The 14,475-nt window shown below is 65.0% G+C and carries 16 protein-coding genes; 14 read left to right on the top strand and 2 right to left on the bottom strand.

Features of this window, described 5'->3' with window-relative positions; translation table 11 throughout:
* Nucleotides 1-107 precede the first annotated feature (107 nt).
* The 6 genes from EDE08_RS07385 to surE all read left to right on the top strand — a co-directional run bounded on the left by EDE08_RS07385 (nt 108) and on the right by surE (nt 4,632).
* Nucleotides 108-341 carry a twin-arginine translocase TatA/TatE family subunit gene (locus EDE08_RS07385; protein ID WP_131868275.1) on the top strand — a complete coding sequence of 78 codons (234 nt, stop codon included), beginning with the start codon at nt 108-110 and terminating at the stop codon, nt 339-341.
* Between the two features lie 87 nt (nt 342-428).
* The gene (gene tatB / locus EDE08_RS07390; RefSeq protein ID WP_131868276.1) at nt 429-932 is read left to right on the top strand and encodes a Sec-independent protein translocase protein TatB; all 504 of its coding nucleotides are present in this window, start codon (nt 429-431) and stop codon (nt 930-932) included.
* On the top strand, nt 929-1,741 hold the full coding sequence (gene tatC / locus EDE08_RS07395) for a twin-arginine translocase subunit TatC (protein ID WP_131868277.1): 813 nt from the start codon (nt 929-931) through the stop codon (nt 1,739-1,741). The genes tatB and tatC overlap by 4 nt, the downstream gene beginning before the upstream one ends.
* 199 nt (nt 1,742-1,940) lie before the next feature.
* Entirely contained in the window at nt 1,941-3,272 is a 1,332-nt protein-coding gene (gene serS, locus EDE08_RS07400; RefSeq protein ID WP_131868278.1) for a serine--tRNA ligase, read from the top strand.
* Between the two features lie 119 nt (nt 3,273-3,391).
* Nucleotides 3,392-3,754, top strand: coding sequence for a hypothetical protein (locus tag EDE08_RS07405; protein WP_131868338.1), 363 nt, complete (start codon nt 3,392-3,394; stop codon nt 3,752-3,754).
* 110 nt (nt 3,755-3,864) lie between these two features.
* Nucleotides 3,865-4,632 carry a 5'/3'-nucleotidase SurE gene (gene surE, locus EDE08_RS07410; protein ID WP_131868279.1) on the top strand — a complete coding sequence of 256 codons (768 nt, stop codon included), beginning with the start codon at nt 3,865-3,867 and terminating at the stop codon, nt 4,630-4,632.
* Nucleotides 4,633-4,734: 102 nt separating this feature from the next.
* On the opposite strand, the gene EDE08_RS07415 is transcribed toward surE, so the two are convergent.
* Nucleotides 4,735-5,106, bottom strand: coding sequence for a response regulator (locus EDE08_RS07415; protein ID WP_027576223.1), 372 nt, complete (start codon nt 5,104-5,106; stop codon nt 4,735-4,737).
* A 225-nt stretch (nt 5,107-5,331) separates the two neighbouring features.
* Here EDE08_RS07415 and EDE08_RS07420 point away from each other — a divergent pair, with 225 nt between their 5' ends.
* Both EDE08_RS07420 and EDE08_RS07425 read left to right on the top strand, forming a co-directional pair.
* Nucleotides 5,332-5,982 carry a protein-L-isoaspartate(D-aspartate) O-methyltransferase gene (locus EDE08_RS07420; RefSeq protein ID WP_131868280.1) on the top strand — a complete coding sequence of 217 codons (651 nt, stop codon included), beginning with the start codon at nt 5,332-5,334 and terminating at the stop codon, nt 5,980-5,982.
* Nucleotides 5,983-6,090: 108 nt separating this feature from the next.
* Nucleotides 6,091-7,479: a LysM peptidoglycan-binding domain-containing M23 family metallopeptidase gene (locus EDE08_RS07425; protein ID WP_131868281.1), complete on the top strand. Its 1,389-nt coding sequence runs from the start codon at nt 6,091-6,093 to the stop codon at nt 7,477-7,479.
* A gap of 169 nt (nt 7,480-7,648) precedes the next feature.
* Here EDE08_RS07425 and EDE08_RS07430 read toward each other — a convergent pair whose 3' ends face one another.
* On the bottom strand, nt 7,649-8,641 hold the full coding sequence (locus tag EDE08_RS07430) for an ATP-binding protein (protein WP_131868282.1): 993 nt from the start codon (nt 8,639-8,641) through the stop codon (nt 7,649-7,651).
* A gap of 181 nt (nt 8,642-8,822) precedes the next feature.
* On the opposite strand from EDE08_RS07430, the gene yajC reads away from it, so the two are divergent.
* The 6 genes from yajC to EDE08_RS07460 are packed head-to-tail and all read left to right on the top strand — an operon-like array spanning nt 8,823 to nt 14,464.
* Complete coding sequence (gene yajC / locus EDE08_RS07435) at nt 8,823-9,191, top strand: preprotein translocase subunit YajC (RefSeq protein WP_028179502.1); 369 nt, start codon at nt 8,823-8,825, stop codon at nt 9,189-9,191.
* A gap of 47 nt (nt 9,192-9,238) precedes the next feature.
* Nucleotides 9,239-10,843, top strand: a complete 1,605-nt coding sequence (gene secD / locus EDE08_RS07440; RefSeq protein WP_131868283.1) for a protein translocase subunit SecD — start codon at nt 9,239-9,241, stop codon at nt 10,841-10,843.
* Nucleotides 10,844-10,853: 10 nt separating this feature from the next.
* A complete protein-coding gene (secF, locus tag EDE08_RS07445; RefSeq protein WP_131868284.1) occupies nt 10,854-11,873 on the top strand; it encodes a protein translocase subunit SecF in 1,020 nt (339 codons plus the stop codon).
* A 60-nt stretch (nt 11,874-11,933) separates the two neighbouring features.
* Nucleotides 11,934-12,317 (top strand): Mth938-like domain-containing protein, encoded by a 384-nt coding sequence (locus tag EDE08_RS07450; protein ID WP_131868285.1) that lies wholly within the window; start codon nt 11,934-11,936, stop codon nt 12,315-12,317.
* Nucleotides 12,314-13,177, top strand: coding sequence for a phytoene/squalene synthase family protein (locus EDE08_RS07455; RefSeq protein WP_131868286.1), 864 nt, complete (start codon nt 12,314-12,316; stop codon nt 13,175-13,177). The genes EDE08_RS07450 and EDE08_RS07455 overlap by 4 nt, the downstream gene beginning before the upstream one ends.
* 45 nt (nt 13,178-13,222) lie before the next feature.
* Nucleotides 13,223-14,464, top strand: coding sequence for a threonine ammonia-lyase (locus tag EDE08_RS07460; RefSeq protein WP_131868287.1), 1,242 nt, complete (start codon nt 13,223-13,225; stop codon nt 14,462-14,464).
* Nucleotides 14,465-14,475 lie beyond the last annotated feature (11 nt).

The following is a 14,475-nucleotide window of genomic DNA, read 5'->3' on the forward strand; positions in this document are numbered from 1 at the left end:
CGACAGCGAATTGGCACTGCCTTGGTCCTTGTTTTTGAGACCTGCCAAGCCTACGTTTCGGTGAAGATCGGCCGGGTCCCGGCCATGCGCGTTTGGAGGGTTGCAGGATGGGTTCACTCAGCATTTGGCACTGGATCTTGGTGATCGCAGTGGTCCTGCTGCTGTTCGGCCGCGGCAAGATTTCGGATCTGATGGGCGACGTGGCGCAGGGCATAAAGGCGTTCAAGAAGGGCATGCAGGACGACGACAAGCCCGCCGAGAAGCCCGAGCCGGCCAAGTCGATCGAGCACAATGGTGCTCCGACCGCCACACGGTCCGACGTCGGCAGCAAGGCCGTCTGAGCCAGAGAGCACGCGAGACACGGGTAGCGGCCCCGATCCTGCGCGCGAGGATTGGGCCGGCTCCGGCTGGCGTGAACGGAAGACCTCATGTTCGACATCGGGTGGAGTGAACTGGTCCTCGTCGGCGTGGTGGCCCTGATCGCCATCGGCCCGAAAGAGCTTCCGGGCGTGCTGCGCATGGTCGGGCAATGGATGGGCAAGGCCCGCAAGATGGCCGCGGAGTTCCAGGGCCAGTTCCAGGAAGCGATGCGCGAGGCCGAGATGGCCGACCTCAAGAAGAGCTTTGACGAGGTCAAGGAAGCCGCAACCGGCTTTACCAGCAACAATCCGCTGACCTCGCTCCAGAAGGACGTCAGCGACGCGCTCCGCGTCGATGCGCTGGACAAGCCGGCAGAGACGCCTGCCACCACCGCCATCGATCCGCCCGTCACACCGACGGCACCGGAAACGCCGACGCCTGCGACCTTCATGGAAGCCGAAGCGCATGCGGCTGCGAACGAGCCGCTCGCGATCACCCGTGACGTCGAACAGGCACCGGTTGCGCAGGACACCGCGCCATCCGAGGCGATCAAGGACGCCAAAGCGTCATGACCGACGCCGATATCGAGGCCAGCAAAGCCCCGCTGATGGACCATCTGATCGAGCTGCGCTCGCGGCTGATCAAGGCGCTGCTCGGCTTTGGCATTGCCTTCATCTTCTGCTTCTTCTTCGCCAAGCAGATCTACAACGTGCTGGTCTGGCCGTTCGTGTGGGTCGCGGGGCCCGAGAACTCCAAGTTCATCTACACGGCGCTGCTGGAATATTTCATCACACAGCTGAAGCTCGCGCTGTTCGGCGCCGGCTTCATCTCGTTCCCGATCGTGGCGACGCAGATCTACAAGTTCGTCGCGCCCGGGCTCTATAAGCACGAGAAGCAGGCCTTCCTGCCGTATCTGGTCGCCACCCCGTTCTTCTTTGTGCTCGGTGCGGCGCTGGTCTATCTCGTCGTGCTGCCGATGCTGGTCCGCTTCTCGCTCGGCATGCAGCAGGCCGGCAGCGACGAGACCGCGCAAATCCAGCTCCTGCCCAAGGTCGGCGAATATCTGTCGCTGATGATGTCGCTGATCTTCGCTTTCGGCATCGCCTTCCAGCTTCCGGTGATCCTGACGCTGCTCGGCCGCATCGGCATCGTCACCTCGAAGATGCTGCGCGAGAAGCGCCGCTACTTCATCGTGATTGCCTTCGTCATCGCGGCCGTGCTGACACCGCCCGACGTGCTGAGCCAGTGCTCCCTGGCCATTCCGCTGATGGCGCTGTACGAGGGCTCGATCATCGCGGTGGCGATGGTGGAGAAGAAGGCGGCGGCTTCGCAGGCTGCCACCGGCACCGACGTGTCGACGCCGGCCAATCCGGCGGAGTAGGGCGACCAAGCCCACCGGTGTCATTCCCCGCGAAAGCGGGAAATCCAGTACGCCGCGGCCCCTCGGGGAAACACTGACGTCTCTGGAATACTGGATCGCCCGCTTTCGCGGGCGATGACAGAATGCTAGGGGAAAGCGCGCTAATGTAAGTTGTCAGCATAAACGTTGACTATTTGCGCGCTGATCCAGGACCACAGCCATGCACGACATCAAATCGATCCGCGACAATCCACAAGCCTTCGACGCCGGCCTGGCACGGCGCGGTTTGAAGCCGATGTCGGCCTCGCTGCTGGCGATCGACGAGAGGCGTCGTTCGGCGATCCTCGCCTCCGAGCAGGCGCAGGCGCGGCGCAATGCTGCGTCCAAGGAGATCGGCGACGCCAAGAAGGCCAAGGACGAGGCCCGCGCCGCCAGGCTGATGGCCGAGGTCGCCGACCTCAAGACCACGATGCCGCAACTCGAAGCCGCCGCCAAGACTGCCGACGAGGAGTTGACGAAAGAGCTGTCGGCGATCCCGAACATTCCGTTCGACGAAGTGCCTGACGGCGTCGACGAGCACGGCAACGTCCAGCACCACGTGTTCGGCAACAAGCGCAGCTACAGCTTTGCGCCAAAACTGCATGACGATCTCGGCACCGCGCTCGGCTATATGGATTTCGAGGCGGCGGCCAAACTCTCCGGCGCTCGCTTCGTCGTGCTGAAGAGGGGGCTGGCGCGGCTCGAACGCGCCATCGGCCAGTTCATGCTCGATCTTCACACGACCGAGCACGGCTACACCGAGATCAATCCGCCGCTCCTGGTGCGCAACGAGGTGATGTTCGGCACCGGGCAACTGCCAAAATTCGAGGACGACCAGTTCTGGGCGATCAAGGGCGAATTGCTCGCCTCACCCGACCTCGAGCGGTTGAAGACCGAGCGCCTCGGCCTGATCCCCACCGCGGAGGTGTCGCTCACCAATCTCGCGCGCGAATCCATCCTCGACGAGAAGCAACTGCCGATGCGGCTCACCGCGCTGACGCCGTGTTTCCGTGCCGAGGCGGGCGCGGCTGGGCGCGACACGCGCGGCATGATCCGCCAGCACCAGTTCACCAAGGTCGAGCTGGTCTCGATCACCGCGCCGGAAACCAGCAAGGATGAGCTGGAGCGGATGCTGTCCTGCGCCGAGCAGGTGCTGCAGAAGCTCGACCTGCATTATCGTGTTATGACGCTCTGTGCAGGAGATATGGGTTTCTCGTCGCAGAAGACCTATGACATCGAGGTCTGGATGCCCGGGCAGGGCGATGGCGGCATGTTCCGCGAGATCTCGAGCTGCTCGGTCTGCGGCGACTTCCAGGCACGCCGCATGGATGCGCGCTCCCGCGGGCCGGATGGAAAGCCGCGCTTCGTGCACACGCTGAACGGCTCGGGCACCGCGGTCGGCCGCGCGCTGATCGCCGTGATGGAGACTTATCAGCAGGAAGACGGCTCGATCGCGGTGCCCAGCGTGCTCCAGCCTTATATGGGCGGGCTGAAGGTGATCGCGCGCGACTAAAGCGTTTGCGAGCGAAGTGGATATCGGTTCGCGTCCGAAAACGCGGCATGACGAGAATCGCGTTGCGAAGATCGGACGGCCGGCTATCCTGCCGACCCCTCAACGCGACCCCACCCTTCATGCCTTTGCACCGCGACATCTTCTGGATCGGCAGACAATGGGCGGTGACAGGTGCCGGGATCCAGGCTATCGATCAGCGCCTGCGCGGCGTGCTGGACATCGAGATCGCGCGGCTCTGGGACGACGATCTCGTGCAGAGCCGACGAGCCAAGCCCGGAGTGAATGCTGCGGATTTCGACAAGGCGCTGACGGTGGCACGCGAACGGTTTCCGCAGGCGCCGACACCTGACCCGTTCGTCGCGCAGCTGGAGGCGCTCGGGGTGATCGAGGCTCCCTACGTGAATCCGGTCGTGCCGGCGATGCAACTACGTGCGGAGGGCCGGCTCGCGCGTTTCCTGCCGCAATGGCGCATTCGCCGCTAGCGGGACCATGCCGGCGGGAACCTGCTTGCCGGGCCCTGATCTGCCGGTTTGCCTGATGGGCCGCGGCCGGATATGACAGATCAAACGATCTTTCGGAATCGACTTCGCGCATGCGCATTCTCTGCACCAATGACGACGGCATCCATGCTCCCGGCCTCAAGGTCGTGGAGGAGATCGCGCGCGCCTTGTCGGACGACGTCTGGGTGGTGGCGCCCGAGCTTGACCAGTCCGGCGTGTCGCATTCGCTGTCGCTGAACGATCCCTTGCGCCTGCGCGAGGTCGGCCCGCGGCACTTTGCCGTGCGCGGCACGCCGACGGACTGCGTCATCATGGGGGCCCGCCATATCCTGGGCGCCAAGCTGCCTGATGTCGTGCTGTCCGGCGTCAACAAGGGCCGCAACGTCGCCGAGGACGTGGTCTATTCCGGCACCATTGCCGGCGCGCTGGAGGGCACCATCCTGGGGCTGCCGTCATTCGCACTGTCGCAGGAGTTCAGCGTCGAGACCCGTGAACGGCCGCCGTGGGACACCGCGCGCGAATTCGGGCCCGACATCGTGCGCAAGGTGATCGCTGCCGGCGTTCCCAAAGACACCGTCATCAACGTCAATTTCCCGTCCTGTGCGCCGGAGGATGTGCTGGGCGTCCGCGTCACGCGCCAGGGTAAGCGTAATCTCGGCTTCCTCAAGATCGACGAGCGCAGCGATGGCCGCGGCAATCCCTATTTCTGGATCGGCTTCGAGCGCACCGCGATGATGGATACGCCCGCCGACGGCACCGATCTCGCGGCGCTGCGCGAGCGCTACGTTTCCGTCACGCCGCTCCGGCTCGATCGCACCAACGAAGCGTTTTCGGAAGAGCTGAGCCGGACGCTGAAATAGGGCTCGCGCCTTTGCCGTTCCAATGGAATCAGAACGGGCTCTCGATTGTTGTTTCGACGCGCTTCTTGACGCGAACCGGTGTCCACTTCGCTCGAAAACGCTCTAGCCGCCGCGCAGCGCGGCTTCGATGGTCTTGCCGAGTGCATCGAGCTGAAACGGCTTCTGGAGCGCCGGTCGGTCGCGGTATTGTTCGGGCAGGCCGGAAGAGCCGTAACCGGTGGCGAAGATGAACGGGCAGCCCTTCGCCATGATGACGTCGGCCACCGGCGAGATGACCTTGCCGTTGACGTTGACGTCCAGAATGGCGAGGTCGAACTCGGTGGATTGCGCAAGCCGCATGGCCTCGGTGATGTCGCCCGCTTCGGCAGCAACCTTGTAGCCGAGCTCCTCCAGCATGTCCGCGACCATCATTCTGATCATGACCTCGTCCTCGACGAGGAAAACAGAGCGGCCCGAAAGCCCTGTCGCAGTCATAGGAGAGTCCTTGCCCATTCTCGTGAACGTTCGCAGATTACGATAGGGGACGCAATGCGCGTTTCGGCGAACGCAAACCCGCAAACGGCTTAGCGCTTTGAAAGCCCGGTTGTGGTCAAATGTTGCGCCGAAAGGCTATCATGAGTTCCTGAGCCGGAACAAGATTCTCGTCTCGGGTTCTTGCGGTGCAACGCGATGCGCCAGACGAGATGAGCAACAGCAGCTATGACGTCCCATCAGCACCCGCCGGAAAAGATGATGTTTCAGCTGACGCTGAGGCGTCGGGGCATCAGCGATCAGGCCGTGCTGAGGACCATGGAGGAGGTGCCGCGCGAGCTTTTCGTCGAGGACGCCGATCGCGACGGCGCCTACCGTGACAGCGCGCTGCCGATCGCCTGCGGGCAGACCATCAGCCAGCCCTTCGTCGTCGCCTACATGACCGAGCAGCTCCAGCTCAAGAAGCAGCACCGGGTGCTCGAAATCGGCACCGGGTCTGGCTACCAGGCTGCCGTGCTGTCGCGGCTCGCTGGCCAGGTGCTGACCGTCGAGCGCTATCGCAAGCTCGCCGACACGGCACGCGCCCGACTCGAAAAGCTCGATTGTCACAATGTCGAGGTGATGCTCGGCGACGGTCTCAATCTGCCTCCCAATATCGGTCCGTTCGACCGCATCATCGTTACCGCCGCGCTGGAGCAGATTCCGGAGAACCTGATCGAGCGGCTGGAGGTCGGGGGCATCCTGATCGCCCCGGTCGGCCCGCATCAGGGCGTGCAGACGCTGACCCGCCTGACCCGCAGTGAGACCGGAATCGAGCGGAGGGAACTCGTCGAGGTCCGCTTCGTACCGGCACTGCCCGGGGTGGCGCGGGAACTGTAGAACCCGGATCGGCTGTGCCGCCAACACCTTATTGGGAGGGTTAAGCCGTTATTTACTCGGCAGGTGTTTACTTAAAACACCAGTTCTGTTGCGTACGAGTGAGTAACCATGTCCGCTGTCGCCGAGTTGCTTTACTCGCGCCGCGTGCCGCAGGTCGCGGCGCTGGCGCTGATCTCCTTCAGCTTTGCAGGGTGCAGCGCCGACATGTCGTCGCGTCTGTCCCAGACGAATTTCTCCAATCCCTTCGCCTCGGAAGCCACGGGATCGGTGCAGCAGGCGCCGCCGCAGCGTGAGCTGCCGCAATATGCGCGGCCCCAGACGCAGCCCGGCTATTATCAGTCGCAGCCCTTGCCGGCGCCGGCAGTGTCCGCGCCGCAATCCTATCCCGTCGCGTCGGGTGGGGGAGTGTCCGGTGGCGGACGCGGCGTCGGCTCCTATGCGCCTCCGGCGCGGCCGCATCTCGAGACTACGGCCACCGTGCCGCCGCGCTCGGTTGCGGCCGCCCAGCCGGCGGGCGGGACCAAGATCATCGTCGGCACCAGCGACACGCTGGACGTCCTGGCGAAGCGCTATCGCGTCACGCCGCAGGCGATCCTTGCCGCCAACGGCTACAAGGGGCCGCGCGCGCTCTCGCCCGGCCAGCAACTGATCATTCCGCATCCGGCGACGGCCGCTGCGCCGGTGCCCGCGCCGGCGATGGCGCCCGTTGCGGCAGCGCCCGCGGCCAAGCCGGTCTCGGCCATGGTTGCACCGTCGAGCACCCATTTCGTCAATCGCGGCGACACGCTCGTCAGCATTGCCCGGAAGAATCGTATCTCGGCGGCTGAACTCGCCCGTGCAAACGGCCTCGATCCATCTGCCAAGCTCAAGCTCGGCACCAAGCTGACCGTGCCCGGCGCGAAGACCGCGGCCGTCGCGGCGCCGGTTGCTGCGGCTCCGGTCGGGGCTGCTCCGGTGGCCGGTACGCTCCAGCCCGTAGCGGCCGCTCCCGCGCCTGCCACCAAGATGGCGGCGGCCGCGGCGCCGGTGCAGAGCGCTCGCCTGGCCCAGGCGTCGGCCAATGTCGAAGAGAAACCCGCCGAGACGCCGGCGAAGGCCGCGGAGGCCACCGGCGCGCTGCCGACCTTCCGCTGGCCGGTCCGCGGCAAGGTGGTTACGAGCTACGGCGCCAAGACCAATGGCAAGGCCAATGACGGCATCAATCTCGCGGTGCCCGAAGGGACGCCGGTCAAGGCGGCCGAAGACGGCGTCGTCGCCTATTCCGGCAACGAGCTGAAAGGTTACGGCAATCTGGTCCTGGTTCGGCACTCCAACGGCTACGTCACCGCATATGCCCATGCGAGTGAGCTGTTGGTGAAGCGCGGCGACACCATCAAGCGCGGCCAGGTCATTGCCAAGTCGGGTCAATCCGGGGAGGTGGCGTCGCCGCAGCTCCACTTCGAGATCCGCAAGGGATCGAGCCCGGTTGACCCGCTTCAATTCCTGAACGGGGCCTGAGGCCTCCGCTTCGGTCGGGCACACCCTCGCCAAAAACACGCTGTCATCGTCCGCGAAAGCGGACGATCCAGTATTCCAGAGACGCCAGTTGTTGAGCCGATAAGCCGCGGCGTACTGGATCGCCCGCTTTCGCGGGCGATGACAGTTGAATTCGGGGTAACAACTCCCGCTACTTCGCCGTCAGCTTCACACCCAGCCGTCCCGCCAGCTCCTGCACGAACTGCCAGGCGACGCGGCCCGAGCGCGAGCCGCGCGTCGTCGACCATTCCAGCGCCTCGCGCTCCAGCGCTTCGTCATCGATCCTGATGCCGAAATGGCTGCAATAGCCGCGCACCATGGCGAGATATTCGTCCTGGCTGCAGCGGTGAAAGCCGAGCCAGAGGCCGAAGCGATCCGACAGCGACACCTTCTCCTCGACCGCCTCACCTGGATTGATCGCGGTCGAGCGCTCGTTCTCGATCATGTCGCGCGCCAGCAGATGGCGGCGGTTGGAGGTGGCATAGAGAATGACGTTCTCGGGCCGACCCTCGATTCCGCCTTCGAGCACGGCCTTGAGTGACTTGTAGGAGGCATCGTTGCCGTCGAAGGAGAGGTCGTCGCAGAACACGATGAAGCGGAAGGACGAGGCCCGCAGCTGCTCCATCAGCGCGGGGAGGCTCTCGATGTCCTCGCGGTGGATCTCGATCAGTTTCAGCTTGTCGGCCGGTTTGCGCTCCGCGTTGATGCTGGCATGCGCTGCCTTCACCAGCGACGACTTGCCCATGCCGCGCGCACCCCAGAGCAGGGCGTTATTGGCCGGCAGTCCATTGGCGAAGCGTTCGGTGTTCTCCATCAGGATGTCGCGCATCCGGTCGACGCCCTTCAGCAGGAACAGCTCGACGCGGCTGACGCGGGGCACGGCCGCGAGGCGCCCGTCGGGATGCCAGACATAGGCGTCCGCGCGCTCGAACGACTCGGCCTCGGCGGCCGGCATGCCCTGGGCGGAGAGGTGCGCCGCGATCGTCTCCAGCGCGCGCACGATGCGCTCCTGGGAGAGGTCCGGGGCTGCCTTGGCGATGGCTTTGGAGGCTGCCGTGGGGCGTTTTGCCGCGACGCGGGCGGACTTCCTGGCAGGGGTGCGGGGGCCTTTGCCGGCCGGGCTTTTGCTAAGGTTTTTGGGCATGTCCGAAGTTCCTGAGAACGCAGCCTTATCGGGCCTGACGGCGCGCCGCAAGGTGGCTCAAAAGGGCGGTCTGGCAGCGTTGCAATTGGGGCAATGGCCGCTATAGTCCGCGCGAATTTGACCGAACCGGTCGCCTTGAGGGCCTGACCGGCTTTCCCCCGTTCTCACGAGGATCGTCCGAATGCTGATTACCCCTGCGTATGCCCAGGCCGCGGGCGCCGGCGACACCAACAGCATGTTGATGTCGCTGCTGCCGTTCGCCCTGATCTTCGTGATCATGTACTTCCTGATTCTGCGTCCGCAGCAGAAGAAGGTCCGCGACCACGCCGAGCTCGTGAAGAACATCCGCCGCGGCGACACCGTCGTGACCTCGGGAGGCCTCGTCGGCAAGGTCACCAAGGTCGTCGACGACGACCAGATCGAGTTCGAGATTTCCGACGGCGTGCGCGTGCGACAGATGCGCCAGATGATCTCCGGCGTGCGAGCCAAGGGCGAGCCGGCGAAAGAAAGCTCGAAGGATAGCGCCAAGGACGACACCGCGGCGAAGTGAGCGCTCGCGCGAGTCTCTCAAGTCTCCTGATCTGACAGGTCCAGTCGATGTTGTATTTCACGCGGTGGAAGGCGCTCGGGATTATCCTGACGGCGCTGATCGTGTGCCTCTGCGCGGTCCCCAACTTCTTCCCCGAGGCGGAGGTCAAGACCTGGCCCGCCTGGGCGCAGCGCAGGCTCGTGCTCGGCCTCGACCTCCAGGGCGGCTCCTATCTGCTGCTCGAGGTCGATTCCAACTACGTGAAGAAGGAGCGGCTCGACCAGGTCCGCGACGACGTTCGTCGGACGCTGCGCGATGCCAAGATCGGCTTCACCGGCGGCGTCACGGTGCGCAACGACGCGGTCGAGGTTCGCATCACCAAGGAGACCGACGTCCAGCCAGCACTCGCCAAGCTGCGGGAGCTGTCCCAGCCGTTGGGCGGCCTGATGGGATCCAGCGGTCAGCGCGACCTCGAGGTGGCTGATGCCGGCGGTGGTGTGATTCGCCTGAGCATCCCGCAGGCCGCGATGCTCGACCGCATGCGCAAGACCATCGAGCAGTCGATCCAGATCGTCGAACGCCGTGTCAACGAGCTCGGCACCGTCGAGCCCGTGATCCAGCGCCAGGGCAACGACCGCATCCTGGTGCAGGTCCCGGGTCTTCAGGACCCGACCCGCTTGAAGGAACTGCTGGGCAAGACCGCGAAGATGGAATTCCGCATGGTCGACACCTCCGTGCCGCCGGACCAGGCGCAGCAGGGGCGGTTGCCGCCGGAATCCGAGCTGCTGATGAGCGCATCGCCGCCGCCCACGCCCTATGTGGTCAAGAAGCAGGTGCTCGTCGCCGGCGGCGACCTGACCGACGCCCAGGCGAGTTTCGACCAGCGCACCGGCGAGCCGGTCGTCAGCTTCAAGTTCAACACCTCGGGCGCGCGCAAGTTCTCGCAGGCCACGACGGAGAACGTCGGACTGCCCTTCGCGATCGTGCTCGACAACAAGGTGATCTCGGCGCCCGTGATCCGCGAGCCGATCACCGGCGGTCAGGGCCAGATCTCCGGCAATTTCACGGTGCAATCGGCCAACGATCTCGCGATCCTCCTGCGCGCCGGCGCGCTGCCGGCGCCGCTCACGGTGGTCGAGGAGCGCACCGTCGGTCCGGGCCTCGGCCAGGATTCGATCGAGAAGGGCGAGCTTGCGGCCTATGTCGGCTCGATCCTCGTCATCGTCTTCATGCTGCTGACCTACCGTCTGTTCGGCGTGTTCGCCAACATCGCGGTGGCGATCAACGTCGCGATGATCTTCGGCCTGCTGTCGCTGCTCAATGCCACGCTGACCTTGCCCGGCATCGCCGGCATCGTGCTCACCGTCGGCATCGCGGTCGACTCCAACGTGCTGATCTACGAGCGCATCCGCGAGGAGCTGCGCGGCGGTCGCAACGCGATCTCGGCCATCGACGCCGGCTTCAAGCGGGCGCTCGCGACCATCCTCGATTCCAACATCACCACCTTCATTGCCGCCGCGGTGCTGTTCTACATCGGCACCGGCCCGGTGCGCGGCTTTGCCGTGACGCTCGGAATCGGCATCATCACCACGGTGTTCACCGCCTTCACCATGACCCGGCTGATCGTGGCGTGGTGGGTGCGGTGGAAGCGGCCGCAGAGCGTGCCGATCTAGGAGCCTGATCGTGACTCACACCGTTCTCATCGGGCTCGGCGTCCTCATTGCCATTCTCACCGTGGTCTCGGTGTTCGGCTGGCTGCCGTCGCTGCGCATCGTCCCTGACGATACGCATTTCGACTTCACGCGCTTCCGCCGCATCAGCTTCCCGATCTCGGCGGCGCTATCGATCGTCGCGATCACGCTGTTCTTCACTCATGGCCTGAATTTCGGCATCGATTTCAAGGGAGGCACGCTGCTCGAAGTGCGGGCCAAATCCGGCGCCGCCGACATCGCGGCGATGCGTACGACGCTGGATGGCTTGCGTCTTGGCGAAGTCCAGCTGCAGCAGTTTGGCGGACCCGAGAACGTCCTGATCCGCGTCGCGGAGCAGCCGGGTGGCGACGCCGCCCAGCAAGAGGCCGTGCAGAAGGTTCGCGCCGCGCTTGGCGATTCCGTCGAATATCGCCGCGTCGAGGTGGTCGGCCCGCGCGTCTCGGGCGAATTGCTGGCCTACGGCATGCTCGGCCTGATGCTCGCGATCCTGGGCATCTTGATTTATCTCTGGTTCCGCTTCGAATGGCAGTTCGCGCTCGGCGCCATGATCGCGAACGTGCATGACATCGTGCTGACCATCGGCTTCATGTCGATCAGCCAGGTCGATTTCGACCTGACCAGTATCGCCGCACTGCTGACGATCCTGGGCTATTCGCTCAATGACACCGTCGTCATCTATGATCGTATCCGCGAAATGCTGCGGCGCTACAAGAAGATGCCGATGCCGCAGCTTCTCAACGAGTCCATCAACTCGACGCTCTCGCGCTCGATCATCACGCACTTCACGGTGACGCTGGCGCTGCTCGCGCTGCTGTTGTTCGGCGGACACGCGATCCACAGCTTTACCGCAGTGATGATGTTCGGCGTGGTGCTGGTCGGCACCTACACCTCGATCTTCATCGCGGCCCCGATCCTGATCTACCTCGGCGTCGGCGAGCATCGCGAAGATGCGCCCGATACGGCTACGCCGGCGAAGAAAAGCAAGGCATGATCCGAACCTCGTGCCCTCGCAGGAGTTTGCGAGGGCAGTAAGCCCATTCGGACGAAGCTCATGGCCGGCGATCCCAATGCTCCGCATTTCCCGCGCTCGGCGCCGATCGATGCCTATGGCAAGGGCGGCTTTGCCTTTGCCGGCATGTCGCATCGGGGCTCGCTGCTCTGCCTGCCGGACGCGATCTGGGCCTGGGACGTGACGGACCCCGCGAAGATCGACCGCTATTCGCTGGATCGGGTCTTCACGGCGGCCAACAGCATCGACACGCTCCTGGTCGGCACCGGAACCGGGCTGTGGCTGCCGCCGACGGAGCTGCGTCAGGCGCTCAAGGCGGTGAGGGTGGTGCTGGACACGATGCAGACCGGACCCGCCGTACGCACCTACAACATCATGATCGGCGAACGGCGGCGGGTTGCCGCTGCGCTGATCGCCGTGCCATGAGCAGCCCTGCGCCGCCGCCCGATTCCGTTGCCTTCTGCGCCGATCTGGTGCGCAGCCATGACTTTCCGCGTTACGCTGCGACCCTGTTCGCGCCGGCCGCCGAGCGCCGTGCGTTGCTGGCCCTGTATGCCTTCAACGTCGAGATCGTCCGCGTCCGCGACCAGGTGAGCCAGCCCTTGCCGGGCGAGATCCGCCTGCAATGGTGGACCGATATGCTGTCAGGCCATGTCCATGGCAGCGCCGAGGGCAATCCGGTGGCGGCCGAGCTGCTCCGCGCGATCCGTGATTTCAATCTTCCGGTCGAGCCGCTGTCGCTGCTTGCCGACGAGCACCAGTTCGATCTCTACAACGACCCGATGCCGACCATGGCCGCGCTGGAAGGCTATCTGGCCGCGACCTCATCAGCGCTGTTCGGTCTGGCGGCGCAGGTTTTGGGACCGCCGTCGGAGGCGGTCGATCATCTCGCCCGCCATGCCGGGCTGGCACAGGGAATCGTGCAGGTCATCGCCAACTTGCCGCGCGATGCCGCGCATCGGCAGTTGTTCCTGCCGCAGCAGTTGATGGAGAGGCACAATTGCAGCATCGAGGATGTCTTCGCCGGCAAGGAGACACCCAATCTCCATGCGGTGCTGGAGCAGCTTGCGGGTGAAGCCAGGCAGCATCTGACGGCGGCTTCGTCGCTGCTGGCGCAGGTGGCACCGTCCATGCGGCCGGCGTTTCTGCCGCTGAGCCAGGCGCAGGCCGATCTCGAGCGCCTGTCGCGTCCGGGACGCAACCCGTTTGCGCTGCAGCCATCGTCGCGGCTGCGCACGCTCTGGACATTGTGGCGCGCCTCGCGATCGCGTGAATTTACCAAATAGCGGCTGGCTTATCGCCTGAGCCCGCCAAATGCTCTATGCTGTCCTATGGCTGACTTATCCCGAAGCACGTCCGATCTCAGCGGCTTTCCGGTCGCACCAGGCGACATTCTTGCGGCCGCCGAGATCATCCGCGGCGCCGTCGTCGAGACGCCCTGCAGCCATAGCCGAACACTGAGCAGCATCTGCGGCAGCGACATCTGGCTGAAATTCGAAAACCTCCAGTTCACCTCCTCGTTCAAGGAGCGCGGCGCGCTCAACCGGCTCACAGCGCTGACGCCGGAGGAGCGCGTGCGGGGCGTGATCGCAATGTCCGCGGGCAACCACGCGCAAGGCGTCGCCTACCACGCCAAGCGGCTCGGCATTCCCGCCACCATCGTGATGCCGATCGGCACGCCCATGGTGAAGATCGAGAACACCAGGCACCACGGCGCCGAGGTGGTGGTCACGGGCGCGACGCTGGAAGAGGCGGCCGCCTTCGCGCGCAGCCACGGCGAAGCGCGCGGCATGATCTTCGTGCACCCTTACGACGATCCGCTTGTCATAGCGGGTCAGGGCACGATCGGGCTGGAAATGCTCAAGGCGGTACCGGATCTCGACACGCTGGTCGTTCCGATCGGCGGCGGCGGGTTGATCAGCGGTATCGCCATTGCCGCGAAATCGATCAAGCCGTCGCTGCGGATATTGGGCGTCGAGGCCTGGCTGTATCCCTCGATGTACAACGCGATCCATGACGGCAATCTGCCGGCGCGCGGCGACACGTTGGCCGAGGGCATCGCGGTGAAATCGCCGGGGAAGATCACCACCGAAATCGTCCGTCGTCTCGTCGACGACATCGCGCTGGTCAATGAAGCCGAGCTCGAGCGTGCGGTCGCCACCCTGATCTCGATCGAGAAGACCGTGGTCGAGGGTGCCGGCGCCGCGGGCCTCGCCGCGCTGATGTCCGATCCGTCCCGGTTTGCCGGCCAGAAGGTCGGCCTGGTGCTGAGCGGAGGCAATATCGACACGCGGCTGATTGCCTCCGTCCTCACCCGGGAGTTGGCGCGCGAGGGACGGCTGACGCAATTGTCGCTCGACATCCCCGACAGGCCGGGGCAGCTCGCGGCGGTGGCAGCGCTGCTGGCCGAGGCGGGTGCGAACATCATTGAAGTCTCGCATCAGCGGACCTTCTCCGACCTGCCGGCCAAGGCGACGCTGCTGCAGCTGGTCATCGAGACCCGTGACAGCGCACATCTCGACGAGGTGATGGCAAAGCTCAGCGCATCCGGACTGAGCGCGCGCTGCACCTGAGCGGTGCGCGG

This window comes from Bradyrhizobium sp. R2.2-H (assembly GCF_004346455.1).
Lineage (GTDB): Bacteria > Pseudomonadota > Alphaproteobacteria > Rhizobiales > Xanthobacteraceae > Bradyrhizobium > Bradyrhizobium diversitatis.

Coding starts and splice junctions, on each gene's coding strand:
- EDE08_RS07405 (WP_131868338.1), top strand. CDS start 3,392: ATGCCTTTGCACCGCGACATCTTCTGGATCGGCAGACAATGGGCGGTG.
- tatC (WP_131868277.1), top strand. CDS start 929: ATGACCGACGCCGATATCGAGGCCAGCAAAGCCCCGCTGATGGACCAT.
- surE (WP_131868279.1), top strand. CDS start 3,865: ATGCGCATTCTCTGCACCAATGACGACGGCATCCATGCTCCCGGCCTC.
- yajC (WP_028179502.1), top strand. CDS start 8,823: ATGCTGATTACCCCTGCGTATGCCCAGGCCGCGGGCGCCGGCGACACC.
- EDE08_RS07450 (WP_131868285.1), top strand. CDS start 11,934: ATGGCCGGCGATCCCAATGCTCCGCATTTCCCGCGCTCGGCGCCGATC.
- EDE08_RS07420 (WP_131868280.1), top strand. CDS start 5,332: ATGACGTCCCATCAGCACCCGCCGGAAAAGATGATGTTTCAGCTGACG.
- secD (WP_131868283.1), top strand. CDS start 9,239: ATGTTGTATTTCACGCGGTGGAAGGCGCTCGGGATTATCCTGACGGCG.
- EDE08_RS07430 (WP_131868282.1), bottom strand. CDS start 8,641: ATGCCCAAAAACCTTAGCAAAAGCCCGGCCGGCAAAGGCCCCCGCACC.
- EDE08_RS07385 (WP_131868275.1), top strand. CDS start 108: ATGGGTTCACTCAGCATTTGGCACTGGATCTTGGTGATCGCAGTGGTC.
- EDE08_RS07460 (WP_131868287.1), top strand. CDS start 13,223: ATGGCTGACTTATCCCGAAGCACGTCCGATCTCAGCGGCTTTCCGGTC.
- tatB (WP_131868276.1), top strand. CDS start 429: ATGTTCGACATCGGGTGGAGTGAACTGGTCCTCGTCGGCGTGGTGGCC.
- EDE08_RS07455 (WP_131868286.1), top strand. CDS start 12,314: ATGAGCAGCCCTGCGCCGCCGCCCGATTCCGTTGCCTTCTGCGCCGAT.
- EDE08_RS07425 (WP_131868281.1), top strand. CDS start 6,091: ATGTCCGCTGTCGCCGAGTTGCTTTACTCGCGCCGCGTGCCGCAGGTC.
- EDE08_RS07415 (WP_027576223.1), bottom strand. CDS start 5,106: ATGACTGCGACAGGGCTTTCGGGCCGCTCTGTTTTCCTCGTCGAGGAC.
- serS (WP_131868278.1), top strand. CDS start 1,941: ATGCACGACATCAAATCGATCCGCGACAATCCACAAGCCTTCGACGCC.